This is a genomic window from Microbacterium luteolum, assembly GCF_039533965.1.
Taxonomy (GTDB): domain Bacteria; phylum Actinomycetota; class Actinomycetes; order Actinomycetales; family Microbacteriaceae; genus Microbacterium; species Microbacterium luteolum.
In genome coordinates, this window is sequence record NZ_BAAAUN010000001.1 from 512699 (window position 1) to 528970 (window position 16272).

Sequence of the window (16272 nt, forward strand, 5' to 3'; positions counted from 1 at the left end):
GTCAGCTCGGCGAGAGCTCCGAGACGACGATCTCCGCGATCTCGCCGGGGCGCGAGATGTACGGCGAGTGATCGGCATCGATCTCCGTCGCGTGCGTGCAGCGCCGGGCGAGCATCCGCTGGACGTCAGGGTCGACGGCCCGGTCCTCCGCGCACACGATGTACCGCGAGCGGACGTCGCGCCACGCCGCGCGGGCGGGAACGCCGCGCCCGTGCCCTGACGCCTGCGGCACAAGCAGGCTGATCGCCCATGCCGCGGTCTGCGGATCGGCATCCGCGTAGAGGGCGGCGCCGGCCAGTGACGAGTCGACGGCCGTCCCACCCCCAGGAGCTCGGCGCATCGCATCGTTCACGAGAGCGCCGCCGAGCGAGGCACAGCTCTCCTCGGTCGTCGGGACGAAGGCGGCGAGGTAGACAAGGGACCGCACGCCACGGAGGCCGGTGATCACTGCGCCGCCGTAGCTGTGGCCGAGGACGAGCGGGGGAGCGGGGAGCCTGTCGATGATCTCCTGCACGGCGGCGGTGTCGGCCTCGAGCGATCCACGGTGAAGAGTCGGGGTATGCACGTCGATGCCGCGATTCCGGAGCTCGTCAGCGAGCGGGCCCACGTGCGCGCCCTGGTGCCAGAGCCCGTGCACGAGGATCACGGCCGGATCGGTGTCGATCACCCGCTCTTCCCCGTCTCAGGCCTGAGCCAGGTGCTTGACCATGTACCGGTTCGGGTCCTCGGAGGGGGCGAAGCCGTACTGCGCGTAGAGTCCGTGCGCGTCGGCCGTGGCCAACAGGATGCGTTTGACCGGCAGAGGCTGAAGGTCGGCGATGACGCCTTCGATGAGCATCTTGCCGACGCCGTTCCCTCGCGCCTTCTCGTCGACGAAGACATCGCACAGCCAGGCGAAGGTGACGGCATCCGTCACGACACGGGCATAGGCCACCTGCTCGCCGTCCTCGTTCCACACGCCGTAGTTGCGCGAGCCGTCGATCGCGGCATCCTGCACTTCGCGGGCGCGTCCCTGAGCCCAGTAGGCCTGCTCGCTCAACCAGGCGTGCACCTGGGCACGATCGATGCGGGTCGAATCGGAGGAGAAGGTGAAGCCGGAGACCATGCTTCATCCTACGAGTGGTCAGCGACGCCGGTCGGGATCCAGGCCGATGCGGATGCGCGTGCGCTTACGTTCGATCAGGATGAAGACGACTCCGAGGATCCACAGCGGGATCGGCATCAGGAACGCGATCCGGAACGCGTCGAGCGAATAGGTCTCCGGGGTCCCGGCCCCCTGCAGGTCGAGCGCGAGACCGATCAGGAAGATCGCGATGAGCGCCGCGATGAAGCCTCCGGCGTTCGTCACCCCCGTCGCCGTGCTCAGTCGGTGCGAAGGGTTGTGCGTGCGGGCGTGATCGAACGCGATCATCGATGCGGGGCCGCCGGTTGCGAGGGCCACGGCGAGCACGTAGAGCAGCCACAGCGGGGCAGGTCCGGGGAGCGCGATGACGACGATCCAGGCCAGCATCTGCATGCCGACAGCGGGGAGGACGAGGGCCATCGACCGATAGTTCGGCAGCCGCCGGGAGAGGTCGCCGATCACCGGGCCGAGCACCATGCCGGCGATCACGTAGACCGAGATGATCCCCGCAGCGTGGGCGGTGTCGAGTCCCTGAGCCGCCGTCAGGAACGGCATCCCCCACAGGAGGATGAACGCGGTGCCGGCGAACGGCGAGGTGAAATGCGACCAGAAGGCGAGCCGGGTCCCGGGGTGCGCCCATGCGGCGCGGATGCCGACGCCGGTGTCGATCGCGGACGTGACGACGCGGATCACTCCGGTGTCGGTGTTCACGGTGACGTCGGCATTCCGCTCAGGCGGGTGGTTGCGGATGATCAGGGCGACGAGGATCGCGAAGAGGACGCCGAGGCCGGCGATGCTGCCGAAGGTGATGGTCCACGTCGTCGCATGCAGGAGAGCAGCGAGCGGGACGAGGGCGATCAGCTGGCCCGCCTGGCCGACGATGCCGGTGAACTGCACCATGATCGGGCCGCGCTGCGCGGGGAACCAGGTCGCGACGAGACGAAGGACGGCGGGGAAGATCGCAGCATCACCGGCACCCAGAAGGATGCGGGCGACGATCGCGATACCGACGCTGGGGGAGAGGGCCATCGTCAACTGCCCGGCGGCCATCAGGAGCATGCCGATCGTCATGATCGGGCGTGATCCGTACCGGTCGAGCAGCACCCCGATCGGAATCTGCATGCCTCCGTAGACCGCGAGCTGGACGACGGCGAAGAGCGCGAGCGTCGACGCGTCGGCCTGGAAGCGATCAGCGGCCTCGACGCCGACGGCGCCGAGCGAGGTGCGGTTCGTGATCGCGAGCACGTAGGCCGCGACACCCACGGACCAGACCAGCCATGCTCGCCACTCCGGCGTCGAGACGGGGGAGCGGGGGACCTGCGACACGCCTCAACGCTACTCCTGTGCAGCGGCGCGGGTTTCGCATCGTCACTCGCGCAAGCGGATGCCCATCACCTGCACTGCGCGAGACGCCGTGAAGTGGACAGCAGGATCGATGATCGTCCAGCCGAGGCCGCTGTACAGCTTCTGCGCCGACCGCGCCTCCTGGTAGCAGGAGAGAAGCGCGGTGCGGTAGGGAAGCTCACCGAGGACTGCAGTCATCAGCGCGGCTGCGACCCCGTGACGGCGGTGCGAGGCGTCGACGGCGAGTTCCTCCACAGAGAAGCACTCCGGGTCGAGCCAGAGCGCCTGCACGTCTGCCGGCAAAACTGCTTCCAGGCGGTCCCACCACCAGTCGCCACGGGAGGCGCCGGTCCCGAGAACGAGGCCGACCACCCGGTCGCCCTCCGATGCGATGAGCAGCCGGAACGACGGCTTCTCGGCTGCATAGCGTCGCACGCGGGAAGTGAAGCTCTCGATGCTCTGCGAACGCTCCTCGTCGTACGGCGCTTCGGAGAAGACGTCAGCGTACAGCTCTGCCGCCTGCGTCAACTGATCGTGACTGCCGTTCCAGGCGGCGATGGTCGAGCTCATCCTCACAGCCTGCCAGAGGCGTCAGACATCGTCGGCGCCCGCATGTCGTCAGCCACCGCTACGGTGATCGCATGACCCCTCGACCCGTGCACCATTCCCTCGACTACACTGAACTCGTCGTCACCGACCTCGCCGCCGCCACGGCCTTCTACACCGAGGCTTTCGGTTGGACCTTCGTCGACTACGGACCGGGCTACGCGGGCATCGCCTCGCCGAGCGGTGACGGGAGCGAGGTGGGAGGACTTCTGCTCGCCGACGAGCCGCGCCCGGTCGGCGGACCGCTCGTCCTTCTCTACTCGGACGATCTCGACGCCACGATGGACGCGATCACGGCGGCTGGAGGAACGATCCTCCAGCTGCCCTACGAGTTCCCCGGCGGTCGGCGCCTCCACTTCGCCGACCCGAGCGGCAATGAGCTCGGAGTGTGGGCCGCGCAGTAGAGGCTCACGACGTTCAGGTGAGTCGTCCGGTGAGATGGACGGTCACGTCATCACCGTCGGTCTTCCCGATCCTCTTGCGGATCGCGGCGGTCACCGGCAGTTTGTGAGTGCCGTCGCCCAGGCCCATGAAGGCGCCCCGGAACGGCTCTCCGTCCACTGTTCCGACGACCTTCACGAGACCCCGCGTGCCGAAGACGGCTGCGGAGTCGGGGAGCTGGACGCAGGTCCACGTGTCGCCGTCACGCACTTTGCCGAGCGTGGCCACGAAGGTGATGTCGAGGGGTGCGGGTGTGGTCATGATGTCCTCCGGTTCTGTGATCAGACGAAGAGTCCGACGATGACGCCGATCAGTGCGAGCTTGACGACCCAATCGACGAGGTGGATCGCGGCCGCCGAGACGGCTGTGTTCTCGTGTATGACGCCACCCATGAGCAGCGTGAGCGGCAGCACCGAGAGAGCGAGGCCCAGGAGCAGTCCCGGGACGGCTCCGTGCCATTCCGCGCACACCAGAATTCCAGCGATCAGGCACGCGGTGATGAGGCTGCGCAGTACGACGGACGCCATCTGGGCGGCCATGGACAGCCCGGGCCGTGGAGTGCTGGTGCGGGTGATCGTGGCCGAGACAGCAGGGATGGCGTACAGCGCCGCACTGGCGACGAACGACGCGACGGTGGCGACGGCGATTCCGAGAATGAGCATTTCGACTCCTTTAGTACCGACTGGTACTCAGAGTAGACTGGTGATTTAGAACCGTCAAGTACTAAAGTGGAAGCATGACGACAGAAGCTCGCGCCCCGGGTCGACCCCCAGGCCTCACGGGGGAGGACCTCCTCGCGGTGGCGCGCGACGTGTTCCTCGAGCGCGGGTATGGGGGAGCCTCTATGGAGGAGGTCGCCAGACGTGCACGGATCTCGAAGGCGTCGCTCTATCGTGAGCAGCCCTCGAAGTCGGCCCTCTACGAAGCGGTGGTCCGCCACTGGGCATCCGCCGGGCGCAACGCGATGCGCCCGGCGCTGGAGCGGCTGCTGGCGGCGGATGATCTTCGGCAAGGGCTCGCCGATCTCGCGGAGACGATGCGCTTCGGCATCCTGAGCGAACCGGTACTCGCCATGCGTCGACTCGTGACGGCGGAGGCCGTGACGCAGCCGGAGGTGGCGAGGATGTATCTCGAGGAGAGTTGGAACGCCAACATCCGGAACCTCGCCGAAGCATTGCAAACGGTGGCGGCGCGGCACGGTCTTCAGATGGACGAGGCGGATGCTGCGGCCGCGGACTTCACGTGGCTCGTGATCGGAGCACCGCTCAACGCCCGCCTGCTCGCCGGCGACGTCGATGCCTCCCCGGTGGATCGCGCGGTCGACCTCTTCCTTGCGGGCTACCGGCGGCGGCGAGCAGCGCGGTAGGGAGGCGCCAGGCCTTGAGCGACGCCACATCCGTGATCCAGACACCGAAGTAGTCTGTGCGGATGCTGTTCTCTCTCACCGGCGCGAGTGGCGCGGGCAAGTCGACGGTGTTGGCGCATCTTGCGAAGGTGGCCTGGTCGGAACCGATCCGCTGCGTCGAGTTCGACTCCATCGGCGTCCCGGCGGGTGCCGACACGGCTTGGCGGCACGGCGCCATCGAGCATTGGGTCCGGCAGGCGGTAGAAGCGGAGGCTGCGGGTGAGCACATGCTTCTCTGCGGTCAGGTGCCGCAGGGCGAGCTCCTCGCCGCCCCGTCCGCCGCCCGGCTCGAGGGCATCGCCGTCTGCATGCTGCACTGCGCGCCGGCCACACGTAGCGAGCGGTTACTGGCGCGCGGAGAGGATCCCGCAGCGATCGTGCATCACAACCGGTTCGGAGAGTGGTTCCTCGGCCATACGCTCGACCCGACGCACATGCCGGATGTGATCCGTGTGGACAGCTCCGTGCCGATGGTCTGGGAGCGCTGGGCCGACTGGGGGAGTGGCGATCCGCGCTGGGCTGCCGAGGTGATCGAGACGGATGACCTGTCACCGAGCGAGGTGGCCGGCGCGGTGGAGAAGTGGGTGCAGCGGGAACTGGCTGCCCGCGCGCACCGCTGAGAGGCCCGTCAGGCGGGATCGCTTCGACCGAAACGCGCCGCGATCGTGCGGGCGGCCTCGTCGATCGTGCGGGCTGACTCCTCCTCGGTGAGCGACCATCCGACATGGACGAGGCGCGGCCAGAACACGACGGTCGCGATCATGCCGAGGAACTGAGCGGACACGACGTCGAGGTCGGCGATGTACGCGTCGCCGTGATCATTCGCCTTCTCGAGGAACTCTCTGAGCGCGCGCAGGACGGGCAGCGTCCCGAAGTCGAACGTCTGGGCGCGCAACTCCGGGAATCGTGCGGACTCGGTGATGACGGCGCGGATGAGCTCCATCATCCGCGGCTGGGCGAGCAGGGATGCGTAGGCCGTCCCCAGCGCCACCAGGCCGGAGTGGAAGTCGCCGGCCGGGAGATCCAATGGCCCGCCGACGGCGGTGTCGCCCGCCACGAGGACCATGGCCTCGAACAGCTCGGCCTTGGTGGGGAACTGCTTGAACAGCGTCGCCTTCGAGACGCCCGCGCGCTCGGCGACCTTGGCGAGAGAAGTTCGATCGAAGCCGAGCTCGAGGAACAGATCGGTGGCGGCACCCAGGATTGCCGCGCGGTTGTCGGCGGCGACCTGGCGGTGATAGGCGGAGAGCTCACGAGGCATGGATCAAGTATGCCGTAGTGGTGAGTCGCTTGACTCGGGACTCGCGGAGAGCTAGCCTGCAAGGTGAGTCGAACGACTCACCTCTCGGGCCACGGGCTCATATCCAGGAGGTAGTGATGTCGAAAGTACTCATACACGCGACGGTGTCGCTCGACGGATTCATGGCCGATGCCAGCGGGGGAGTCGAGTGGATGAACGGGTTCCCGGTCGATCCGGCAGACGAGGCGGTGGTCTCGCGCGTCGTCGGGGAGATAGGCGCAGTGGTCGGGGGAGCGAACAAGACGCAGACGATCGAAGACGGGGAGATTCCCTACGGCGGCATCCTGGGGGTGCCGGTGTTCCTCATGACGCACACCCCTCACGAGTCCATCGAGAGAGACGGGATCATCTACGAATTCGTCGTCGACGACGTGGTCGAAGCCGTGAGTGCCGCCAAGCAAGCGGCGGGGGACAAGTGGGTGAGCGTGCTCGGGGGCAGCATCTCGAGGCAGTGTCTGGAGAAGGGACTCGTCGATGAGATCGTCCTTGACGTGGTGCCGATCCTGCTCGGGAGCGGGATCTCCCTGTTCACGGGACTGAGCAGGCAGATGAGGCTGGAGCGCATCGAGACCTCGGCCTTCGCGAGTGAGGTCCATCTGCGCTACCGCGTGCTCGCGTAGCCGAGCATCCGGCGACCTGGCGCTCACCGAGAGGCCGGGGTCGGCGCAGCAGGAAGTTCCCGTACGGCCGGGAGAGCCGACGAGAGGACGGTGACGAGTTGGGCAGCGAAGACGACGACGGCGACGGCGATGCACCATTCCATCCCGAATCCTGCCGAGATCGCGACTCCCATTCCCGCGCCGAGCGGCCGCGCGCCGTAGGTGGAGACCACCACCAACGATGAAACTCGCCCGATCATCGGGGCCGGGGTCACGGCTTGGCGGAGCGAGGTCGTGGATATCGTCCAGATCACCGGGCCGAAGCCGAAGAGGAAGAATGAGGCGAAGGCGAGGGCGGGTGCGGGTGTCCACAGTGTGATGCCCATCGGAACTGCCGCAACGAACCCGCCGCCCGGGCCGAGCACCGTCATCGCACCGAGACGGAAGCGTCGGGACAGCGGGGGTACCAGAAGCGCTCCGATCACCATGCCTGCGCCGTACGCTCCCATCGCGATGCCCACGGTGGTGGCTGTCATCCCCAACCGGTCCACGGCGTAGACGACGAACACGGACTGAATCAGGAACCAGCCCACATTGAAGATGGTCGAGGTGACGATCATCGGCCGCAAGAGGTGGTGCCCCAGCACATATCGCACGCCGTGGGCAGCCGCTCTCCACGCTGACCCACCGGCCGAGGGCACGCTTCGAGGGATGTCCAGTCGAACCAATAGCGCCGCGGCGGCGACGCAGGCGATCGTGGCGACCACGAGGGCTGTGCCCGCGCCGGCGGCGGAGACGATGGCGCCAGCGATGACAGGCCCGCAGATGAAGGCCGCACTCCTTCCGAGCTCCAACCATCGATTGGCGTCGATCAGGCGATCGGATGTCACGAGGCGCGGCACCGCTGAAGGGACTGAGACGCTCACGCCCACCGTGCCGATCGCGCCGAGGCAGCCGAGCCCGAGAAGAGCGCCCATGGACAGCGAGTCGAGCGTGATGAGAACGACGATGGCGCCCAGCGTGGCGGCTCGCAGAACCTCCGACGCGATCAGCACTCGCTGCGGGGAGGATCGATCGATGACGAGGCCGAAGGGGAGAGCCAGCACGAGGAAGGGCAACGTCTGGGCGACATGCAGGAGCGCCGTCTCGGTCGCTCCGGCACCGAGCGACAGCACGGCGGCGAGCGGCACAGCCACGAGCGCGACCTGTTCCGCCATCTGGGTGGCCACGCTCGACCATGCGATGCGCAGGAATCGGCGGGGGAGGGGATCGCGGCGGCTCACTGTCATGGCTCGAGTTCATCAGCCAGGAGTTCGAGAATCTCGCGGGAATCGGCCCTCGCATCCGGATGCTATGGCGACTCGCTGCGAACTCCGAGAGACACGATCACCCGATGAGGCTCATGAAGTGGCCGACCTGAGCCTCGGTCGTGCCGGACGGGTTACGGAGGAAACCACCGTTCCCGGGCAGGAGCATCGCCAGCCAGAACGCCGCCCAGAGAGGCCGGTACGCGAGCATCCGCTCTCGCTCATCCGCCGACAACACGACGGCGACGGAGAGCGCGTCAGGATCGAACACTTTACCCAGGCGCCCGGCGAGATGCTCGACGTGATCGGCCAGATCGTACGCCGGATCGGTGAGTCCGCCGTCTTCGAAGTCGACGAGGCGGCACGTGCGGCCGTCCCAGAGGATGTTCGCGGGATTGAGGTCCGCGATTCCGAGCCCGACGAGTCGTGGGGTCGGCAGCGCGTCGGGACGGCTCAGCCATTCGCGCGCAGCCTCGACGCCGTCGGCGACCCTTGCGGCGTCCTCGCACCGGGAGAGGTCGTACGTGTCGCTCAACCACGCGCTGAGCGCCTGGGGGAGACTCGAAGGGCCGTAACGGCGCTCCGCGATCCCGGCGGCCGCGATGTCCTCGACGGGAATGTTGTACAGTCGCCGCAGCACCCGCCCGAGGGAGGCGGTCTGCTCAGCGGTGAGCGGCTTGTCGCCGAGCGGCACGCCGGGCACGCGTTCCATGATCACCACGGGGTGGCCGTCTTCGGTCGCCTGCTCGAGTGGTCGCGGAGCAAGTCCCGGAGCCTGTTCCCAGACGAGCTGCAGGCAGCGCCACTCACGATCGGCTTCGCCGTCTGCCCAGCTCAGAAACCTTTTACGAACCACCGCGTCGGCGATCCGCAGATCGTGAGTGTGGGAAGGCATACCGCACAGCCTAGGAGGGCCCTGCCTGAGTTCTTCGCGCAGGGTTCCAGCCGGCGAGTGTTGAATGGACAGATGCACGACTCCCAGACGCCCGACTCCGCCGTCGGATCCCCGGGCCACAGCCGTCGTGGCTTTCTCATCGCTGCGGGCGCGGGAGTGACCGTGACCGCAGCCGGCATCTGGCTCAGCGCGACCCCCGGAGTCCAGGACGAGGCGATGCCCGGTGTGGACCCGGACAACCCGAGGGGTCTGCCACAGTACGATCCCGTCTACGACCGCGCGGTGAGAGGCCTCGAAGCACCTCTGGGGTTCGAGGACTGCGCCAATCCCACCACTCGGGCGACCCGCGATACGGCAGGTACCGACGGCCACGCGGTATCGCCAATCATCGACCGTTTCGTCATTCACCACACCGCTACGACCGCTGACCACCTGGACTTCTTCTCGCGGTGCAACAAACGATCCTCCGCGCCGACGTTCTATCTGCGGCGCGACGGGTCGGTCATCGAGGTGATTCGCCCAGGCGCGAAACCGTCCTCGACGGGGGTCGACTGGAACTGGCGATCCGTGGCGGTAGAGACTCAGAACGACACGGGAGCGCCTGAGTACAGCGTCACCGAGGCACAGCTGGAGGAGCTCGCGCAGATGATCGCGTGGCTCGCGACCTTCGACGGCCAGACTCTGGACGGTGTACCGGTGTCGTTCACGATCGACCGGGAGCACGTCATCACACACCGGGAGACATGGTCGGGGACTGAATGCCCGGGCCCGTACCTGCAAGCACGAGTGGACGACATCTGCCCGGTGCCATTAGACGTGTCACTCACGAACCCTTCTGACCCGGGGTTTGTCATTTCCGATGGCATAAGATCTGCCGGAGATTGCGTCATTGCAGATGTCATTTCAGTCGGCGTCTCTCGAGGCGACGCCCAGAAATGTCCCTCGGCGGCGGGGGAGAGGGCCACAAACGTGCGAGACGTGCCCGACGGTGCGGCCGATGGCATCCGCGGTGCGCCGGACCCGGCCGCGCGGATTACGAACGCGAGGCGACGCCCCAGAGGAAGGTGTCCGCTCACATCGAGGCGCTGCGCTGTGCGTCAAGACGCCAACCGTGACCGGTTCGCCTATGACGGCTGGGGTCCCGTGAGGCGCTTCGGGGGAGCCGGAGGCTGCTCACGCACCCTTAGAAGCAGAGCCTCCAACTCCGAAGTCTCCTCATCGGTCAGGAGCCCGCCAGCCGATGACCTCTCGATGAGCTTTCGAGTGACCGCATCTACATCGAGCGACGTGTCGCCTATCTCAACGCCATCGAGGGCTCGCATCTCATTGGCCAACAGTTCGACAAGCAGGGCCACCCGACTCAGGCGGCGCCCGGCCTCGTCGGCGCTCATGGGCGGCAGGTCCTTAACAACGTCAACATCGGTCGACTCGTGCATGATGAGGCGCTCGGTCTTCGGCTCTTCGGGCTTGGCGAGCCGGCTTGTCAATCCGGCTGAAACTCTCTGCGACGTTCGCTTGACGAACGGGGCACCCCATCGCGTCCATGCATAAACGCCTCGGTCGACAGCGTAATCGACGGTATTGTCCACCGCCCACCTGATGAGAGGGCCAAAGTCGTCTTCGAACTGCTGGCGCCTCCGCGCGTCTTCGCGCTCCCGCCGCCGCATACGCAGTTCGTAGTTCGCGCGGCTCAGCGCATCGTTCTCTTCGCTGAGCTCATCGCGTCTGCGGACGGCCGCATCGTGCTCATTGCGAGATACCGGGTGGCCGTCCTCGATGGAGATGTCGTAGACGGCTCCGGAGTAGGTGCCGTTGGCGCGATGGCGTCCGCCTCCGCCTACCCGGTCGCCTGTAATGTCGGTGCCGTCCTTGCCGGTGCGCGGCAACTTGGCGGTGACGTAGTCGAAGCCGTCCGGTTCCTCTTTAGGCATGGGACTCCCTCCCCGGGACGAGCGTATCGCGAGCGGGTCGTTGATTTGTGGCGAATGCAGCTCTGCCGCGTCCGTTAGCGTCACGGGTGCTTGCACACGCGAACATCTCGACCTCGCTAGGGCACGGTGTCCCTCATGCTTCGTGATGCTCGAACCGGCCGTTGGCGCGTGGTGGTGCGCGGATTGCCGACTGGCTGTGCGGCGGAGGACGCGCCAAACTAGGAGCGACGGAGAGGGGGCGCGTGAGCATCGACGACTATGTGACCGAAGACGGCAGCGGGTCGCTGAGAGATGCGTACGTTCGCGACCTCCTGCCTGCCTCCGGCATGCCCGTCAAGCTGCTCCTCATCTTTGAGTCGCCACACCTCGAGGAGGTAGCAGCGGGGACGCCGGTCGTCGGTGGCGCGGGTCAGAGCGCGCTCGAGTACCTGCTTGGGAACGCGACACGCGGCAGCCTTGGCGAGTTCGTCGACGCGATGCACACCGCCGGCGACTACCGCGTAGCCGTCATGAACGTGTCGAACGTCCCGCTGCAACCGCAGGCGTTCGACGACGATGCAGGGCCATTGACGCCCGATGAGTGGAAGGTCATTGGTGCCGTCCGTGACTCCACAGCCAGGGAAGTCGATGGCACGATGACGCCCGAAGCCAACCGCATCGGGACCATAATTCGTGATGGGCTGCAGGGCCGTGTGAGCCGACTGAAGTTCGAAAGCGGCACGGCAGTGGTGCTGTGCGGTGACTTCGTTCAGCGATTCGCTAGGAGGCTGACTGGCCTCCCTGGTGAGCCTCTTAAGGTCTTTCACCCCTCTCGCAATCTCTGGCTGAACAACCCGGATCGCGACGAACACAAGACCTTGCGGAAGCTGTTCCTTACGAGCGCAACACCCCTCAACCAGCCCTGACGACCGGCGCATCGCGCGACGCCGTCCATGACATAGCTACATGGCCGCTGTCTCGCGCGCGGCGTCGGTCACACCATGTAAGGACGTCCACCTTTGGGGATTCGAGCGCCCGTATCGATCATCAAGGCCCAGGAGTCCGCGGTCGAGCGGCTCACCGCCCTGCCGTAATTTGTCAGCAGTGTGCGGGTTAGGGTGAGTGTCATGACTAGGCGTCAGCTACAAAGGACATGGGTGTCCGCGGGCATCGGTCTCATCGTCTGCGGGGTGGCTTGTGCTGTGCAGCCGACCTTGAATTCCCAAGTGTGGGTCGGGGTGCTCGCTGATGTGATCTTCGCGGCATCGGTGTTGTTATTTGCCATAGGGCTGTCTCGAGATGCGAGCGTGGTCGGGCGTGAGCCCGTAGGAGTCGCTGCCTTGGTGGTGGTGGGTGTCTGGCCATTTGTGTGGTCCGTCGTCACGCGGGTCGTGACTAGTGATCCGATTTCGCCGGCCGGGGGAAGTGCTCTCGGGTTCGTGGCTTTGCTGGTTCCTACTGCGGCGGGACTGCTTGCAGGCGTGCGGATCGTGCGATCTCGTGTAGTGCCCAATCCCTGGCGATGGGCACCTCTTTGGGTGTTGGGCGCCTACGTCTTCACGTGGGTGATCCCGCAGGTTGCTTTCGTCTCTCAAAGGCCCGAGGAACTCCAGAGCTTCGCTTCTCTGTTTCAAGCGCTCGCCACTCTCGCGACCCTTGCGGGAACGATGGGGTTAGGCATCCTTGCAGTCGCCCTCGCTGCGAGACAAAGACCTGAAAGCGTTGAGATTTTCCCCACGCAGTAGCAACAGTGGCGCGTCCAGCAAGCCACCGGTCTTGTCCCCCGAAGTACCTACAGCGGTCGCCGCGCGGCGTTGTTAGCCTGCCAAGAAGAAGGCTGCGCTAGCAGCTCTAAAGGCAATACCGGAGGGAAGATCAATGAAGATCAAGACAACCTTGTCCGCGGGAGTGCTCGCCGTGGTTCTCGCCGCGATGGGCAGTCCCGCCTACGGGGAGGAGGCGCCATCACCCGACGCGTTACCGATCGAAGGTGCCGAGTACACGCCCGTCGAGCCTATCGACGCCACGCTCGTGATCGATGGGAAGCCCGCGGACATCGCCGTCATGGCCGACTTCGACCCTGAAGCGCCGGCACTCGTCTTCGACGAAACAGGCAACCCCGTCGCCGTCAGTGACATTGAACTCATCTACGCAGACGGGCAGACTGCGAAAGTCGAAGCCGTCGACACTACAAACAGGGCCGCGCTGGCCGGATGCAGCTGGTACTCATGGGTCGCCCCCGGAACGGGCACCTGGTACACCTCCGTGAACGGCTGTTCCTTTATCGGCCTCAACGCTGCAACCCAGGTCGGATACAGCTGGACCGTGGACAGCAACTCCTCCGGCTCCGCGTGTCTCAACGGTCGCGGATACCAATACCTCACGTGGCCCGGCGGCGGAGGATACTCCGAACTCTGGGGCGGGATCGGCTGCGGGAGCGGCGGGGACTCCGGGGGCGACGCACTACCTTGGGGGAACGTCGCTTCCACGAAACGCATCAAGATGATCTCCTACTCCACCCCGAGCGGTTCGGCAGGAATGTTCCAGTAGAAGTCCGCGCTTCAAGAGCGCTATCACGATGGAGGGGTGCCACGGCAGTAGCCGTGGCACCCCTCCATCGTCGTAGTCGGTAGCTCCGACGGACCAGCCGGCCGCCGCGTGAGAACGGGGCTCACCCTCGTCCTTCCAGGGATCACCACCCAAGGCTGATCCGACTACACAGGACATGCGCGACCGCTCAGACACTGTCCGAGGCCTCCACCGAAGTCCTTCCGGCCGACCCTATCGGCAGCAGGATCGGCACGCGAAGCATCACCCGCCGTAAACGATCGTTTACGGCGTAGGCACGTGCATGATCCCTGGTCGGTCGACACAAACGCTCCTCAGAACCACGATTCGGCAAGGGGTTCCGGCTGACCGCCGCCAGGGCGGCCGTGACGCATCTGCTCACTCGGATAGGTGAGCACGCCAACCCCCGGCCGGTCTCGCCTTGTACTATCAACGTGGCACAACTTGTGATAGGAATATGACACAAGTTCTGATGGAGGCGTGATGTCGCACATGAGCATTCTTTCAATCGGCCCTGCCGACCTCATCGGCGCGGCGTTCTCGACACCGCTGGTCTCGTTGGCCATAGCCCTCGTCGTCGCTGGCCTCAGCCTTGCAATGTCCAAGGACGGCCGTGCAGGCAAAGCGGTCGCGGGACACGCGGATACTGCGACCCAGTCTCGTCACGCGTCTGAACGTCGAACTCTCGGCGCGACTGCGATCGCTATCGTGATCCTCTTTATCGTTGAGAACGTAGTTCGTGGCTACATTCTCAACACGGTGGACGTTGTCTCATGGTGGCGATTCGCGCTCTCGTTGTTCTGTGCGGCCCTCGGGCTCATCGTGCTCCTCGCTCTCGTGGTGACCCGCGGGACGACGCCGCCCGAGGTTCCTGTCGCGACCGCGCGTCGGACATGGATGACGTTCGGCCCGCGGGTGGGCATCATCGCGGCGTGTGTCGCCCTCGCGGCGCTTCTAGCCACAACCGTCTCGGCTGGGCTGACGTCATCGCCGGATGATCGCGGCCGATATATCTGGCTTGTGGTCCCGGTGCCGAACGAGGCGGCCATCGATCCGGTTCGTCACTGGTTCTATGGATGGGCATACGGGGTGCCTGTCCTTATTTGCCTGGCGTTGCTCGGAGCGGCGACCTGGTCAGTGCTGCATTTCAACGCTTCGCGTCCCTATCTCCGGCCGGAAACGGTGATCGACGAGAAGAGTGCACGTTGCGAGATCGCCGCTGGTACCGTGCACGTTGCGTTGGCGGGGATCCTGATCGCTCTTGCGGGCGCGTGGCGTTTCATCGCGCGCTCCGGCACCGGATCGCAGCTCTTCATCAACGGCCAGAACGGCGGCGAGCCCTACGACATGACCTGGCGGTATGCGGAACTCGCTGCCGCAGGCGGGTGGATTGCACCCATTCTCGAGGTCATCGCGTTCGCCCTGTTGATTGTCGTCGCTGTCCGCGCCTTCAGTAGGCCGAATGGTGAATCTTCCAGAACCCAAGACGCGCTCACGACGAGCGACGCATCGGCGCTGTGATGGCAAACACAATCCCGGCGTCCACTGACGAGGGAAGCCCGACCCTCGATATCTACCGTCAGTTCCGAGGCCTCATCGTCTCAGGACAACTCGGCGTGAACGAGCGTCTTCCGACGGTGAGGCAAACCGCCAGTGACTTCGGCGTAGCCCCAGGAACCGCCGCGAAGGCCTACAAGATGCTTGAACACCAGGGACTCGTCGTCACACGCACCGCTGCCGGCACCCGCGTCGCCGACGCGGCCGCGCCTCTACCCCAACCGGTGATCCGACACATCCGTGATCTCGTTACCGCGGCGCAATCATCGGGCGCTCAGATCAACGACGTCATTGATGTCTTTCGCGTCACCTGGCAGACATACAGCGGAACAGTTGATGATGCGACAGCCCCACGAAAGAAAGCGCCATGAACGGGCAGTACCACGGCGTTCACCCCGCAGCGCTCTCGCTGCCGCCAACTTTTCGTGTCGCTATCCCCTTGTCTGAGCTGCAACCACCCGAGGCACAGCAAGCTCCTGTGCCTCCGTCCACAGATTCCTGATCTCAACGCCTTACGTCTGCCGGAAACGATCGTTTACGGCAAATGCGAGCTCGGGCGTCGGGCTCCGATTGTCGAATCAAATCCACGTCCATCGACCAGTCCCGTGACGGGATCCCAAACGGAAATCGCGTGCCGTCCCGGTTACCGGTCGACGCCCGAGTTTTGCTTTACAGCTAGCCAGATGATGGGGTGCACGACTGAGATGAGAATCAGCAGCAGTGCCGATCCTCCAGAGGCCAAGATGATCCATGCGTTAGTGCCGCCTAGGCGTTCCTGATCTGCAGCGAGGATGCCGGAAGTAAAAGGACTGTCGCAACACCGATAGTCAGTACCCAGGACTCGAAGATCGCGAACCTGCGGCGAACTCGCGTCCGCGTCTCAACGAGAGCCGCGACAGCGAGGATGCTCGCGGTCAGCAGGCTGCCGACGGTGACTGCCCACAGGATCCATCCCAGAACCTGTGTACCTGCTGATCTCTCTCCGCAGGTGACGAGGAGCGGTGCGAACGTGTATTCGAAGTCGTCTGTGCATCTCATCTCTCGCGTCTGGAGCCACGAAGACAGCGAAACAAGGAGTGGAACAAGAACACTCACCGCGAGGGCCGCCCATCCGCAAAGGATGAGCGGCACCCAACGGCGACTGCCAGTAATCGAATGTCTGATCAGCAACTCCAGACATTCGCGGCTACCGTGCCGAAATCGCTGGAGCTCCAGCA

At 65.5% G+C, this 16272-nt stretch carries 18 protein-coding genes and 1 pseudogene; 9 read left to right on the plus strand and 10 right to left on the minus strand.

Going from position 1 to position 16272, the window contains the following annotated elements; genetic code table 11:
- Position 1 precedes the first annotated feature (1 nt).
- The 4 genes from ABD648_RS02535 to ABD648_RS02550 are packed head-to-tail and all read right to left on the minus strand — an operon-like array spanning position 2 to position 3037.
- Positions 2–667: an alpha/beta hydrolase gene (locus tag ABD648_RS02535; RefSeq protein ID WP_282217155.1), complete on the minus strand. Its 666-nt coding sequence runs from the start codon at positions 665–667 to the stop codon at positions 2–4.
- A 15-nt stretch (positions 668–682) separates the two neighbouring features.
- On the minus strand, positions 683–1105 hold the full coding sequence (locus ABD648_RS02540; protein WP_282217156.1) for a GNAT family N-acetyltransferase: 423 nt from the start codon (positions 1103–1105) through the stop codon (positions 683–685).
- 18 nt (positions 1106–1123) lie between these two features.
- Positions 1124–2449 carry an MFS transporter gene (locus tag ABD648_RS02545; protein WP_282217157.1) on the minus strand — a complete coding sequence of 442 codons (1326 nt, stop codon included), beginning with the start codon at positions 2447–2449 and terminating at the stop codon, positions 1124–1126.
- Between the two features lie 42 nt (positions 2450–2491).
- Positions 2492–3037 (minus strand): GNAT family N-acetyltransferase, encoded by a 546-nt coding sequence (locus ABD648_RS02550; RefSeq protein ID WP_282217158.1) that lies wholly within the window; start codon positions 3035–3037, stop codon positions 2492–2494.
- Positions 3038–3108: 71 nt separating this feature from the next.
- Here ABD648_RS02550 and ABD648_RS02555 point away from each other — a divergent pair, with 71 nt between their 5' ends.
- Entirely contained in the window at positions 3109–3477 is a 369-nt protein-coding gene (locus tag ABD648_RS02555; RefSeq protein WP_282217159.1) for a VOC family protein, read from the plus strand.
- Positions 3478–3490: 13 nt separating this feature from the next.
- Here the strand turns inward: ABD648_RS02555 and ABD648_RS02560 are convergent, their stop codons facing one another.
- Positions 3491–3775, minus strand: coding sequence for a DUF1905 domain-containing protein (locus ABD648_RS02560; protein ID WP_282217160.1), 285 nt, complete (start codon positions 3773–3775; stop codon positions 3491–3493).
- 20 nt (positions 3776–3795) lie between these two features.
- Positions 3796–4176 carry a DUF1761 family protein gene (locus ABD648_RS02565; protein WP_282217161.1) on the minus strand — a complete coding sequence of 127 codons (381 nt, stop codon included), beginning with the start codon at positions 4174–4176 and terminating at the stop codon, positions 3796–3798.
- Between the two features lie 74 nt (positions 4177–4250).
- On the opposite strand from ABD648_RS02565, the gene ABD648_RS02570 reads away from it, so the two are divergent.
- Both ABD648_RS02570 and ABD648_RS02575 read left to right on the plus strand, forming a co-directional pair.
- Positions 4251–4880 carry a TetR/AcrR family transcriptional regulator gene (locus ABD648_RS02570; protein WP_282217162.1) on the plus strand — a complete coding sequence of 210 codons (630 nt, stop codon included), beginning with the start codon at positions 4251–4253 and terminating at the stop codon, positions 4878–4880.
- A gap of 62 nt (positions 4881–4942) precedes the next feature.
- Positions 4943–5539, plus strand: coding sequence for a DEAD/DEAH box helicase family protein (locus ABD648_RS02575; protein WP_282217163.1), 597 nt, complete (start codon positions 4943–4945; stop codon positions 5537–5539).
- Positions 5540–5547: 8 nt separating this feature from the next.
- Here the strand turns inward: ABD648_RS02575 and ABD648_RS02580 are convergent, their stop codons facing one another.
- A complete protein-coding gene (locus tag ABD648_RS02580; protein ID WP_282217164.1) occupies positions 5548–6180 on the minus strand; it encodes a TetR/AcrR family transcriptional regulator in 633 nt (210 codons plus the stop codon).
- Between the two features lie 116 nt (positions 6181–6296).
- On the opposite strand from ABD648_RS02580, the gene ABD648_RS02585 reads away from it, so the two are divergent.
- Positions 6297–6839 (plus strand): dihydrofolate reductase family protein, encoded by a 543-nt coding sequence (locus tag ABD648_RS02585; protein WP_282217165.1) that lies wholly within the window; start codon positions 6297–6299, stop codon positions 6837–6839.
- A 23-nt stretch (positions 6840–6862) separates the two neighbouring features.
- On the opposite strand, the gene ABD648_RS02590 is transcribed toward ABD648_RS02585, so the two are convergent.
- Both ABD648_RS02590 and ABD648_RS02595 read right to left on the minus strand, forming a co-directional pair.
- Entirely contained in the window at positions 6863–8107 is a 1245-nt protein-coding gene (locus ABD648_RS02590; RefSeq protein WP_282217166.1) for an MFS transporter, read from the minus strand.
- A 97-nt stretch (positions 8108–8204) separates the two neighbouring features.
- On the minus strand, positions 8205–9020 hold the full coding sequence (locus ABD648_RS02595; protein WP_282217167.1) for a phosphotransferase family protein: 816 nt from the start codon (positions 9018–9020) through the stop codon (positions 8205–8207).
- Between the two features lie 216 nt (positions 9021–9236).
- On the opposite strand from ABD648_RS02595, the pseudogene ABD648_RS20215 reads away from it, so the two are divergent.
- Positions 9237–9779 (plus strand): annotated as a pseudogene (locus tag ABD648_RS20215) (N-acetylmuramoyl-L-alanine amidase); the annotation flags it as partial.
- Positions 9780–10144: 365 nt separating this feature from the next.
- Here ABD648_RS20215 and ABD648_RS02600 read toward each other — a convergent pair.
- Positions 10145–10951 (minus strand): hypothetical protein, encoded by an 807-nt coding sequence (locus tag ABD648_RS02600; RefSeq protein ID WP_282217168.1) that lies wholly within the window; start codon positions 10949–10951, stop codon positions 10145–10147.
- A gap of 242 nt (positions 10952–11193) precedes the next feature.
- Here ABD648_RS02600 and ABD648_RS02605 point away from each other — a divergent pair, with 242 nt between their 5' ends.
- The 4 genes from ABD648_RS02605 (at position 11194) to ABD648_RS02620 (ending at position 15426) form a co-directional block, all read left to right on the plus strand.
- Positions 11194–11856 carry a hypothetical protein gene (locus ABD648_RS02605; RefSeq protein ID WP_282217169.1) on the plus strand — a complete coding sequence of 221 codons (663 nt, stop codon included), beginning with the start codon at positions 11194–11196 and terminating at the stop codon, positions 11854–11856.
- Between the two features lie 952 nt (positions 11857–12808).
- Complete coding sequence (locus ABD648_RS02610) at positions 12809–13480, plus strand: hypothetical protein (protein ID WP_282217170.1); 672 nt, start codon at positions 12809–12811, stop codon at positions 13478–13480.
- A 510-nt stretch (positions 13481–13990) separates the two neighbouring features.
- Entirely contained in the window at positions 13991–15019 is a 1029-nt protein-coding gene (locus ABD648_RS02615) for a hypothetical protein (RefSeq protein ID WP_282217171.1), read from the plus strand.
- Positions 15019–15426, plus strand: a complete 408-nt coding sequence (locus tag ABD648_RS02620) for a GntR family transcriptional regulator (protein WP_282217172.1) — start codon at positions 15019–15021, stop codon at positions 15424–15426. The genes ABD648_RS02615 and ABD648_RS02620 overlap by 1 nt, the downstream gene beginning before the upstream one ends.
- The last annotated feature ends 846 nt before the right edge of the window (positions 15427–16272 follow it).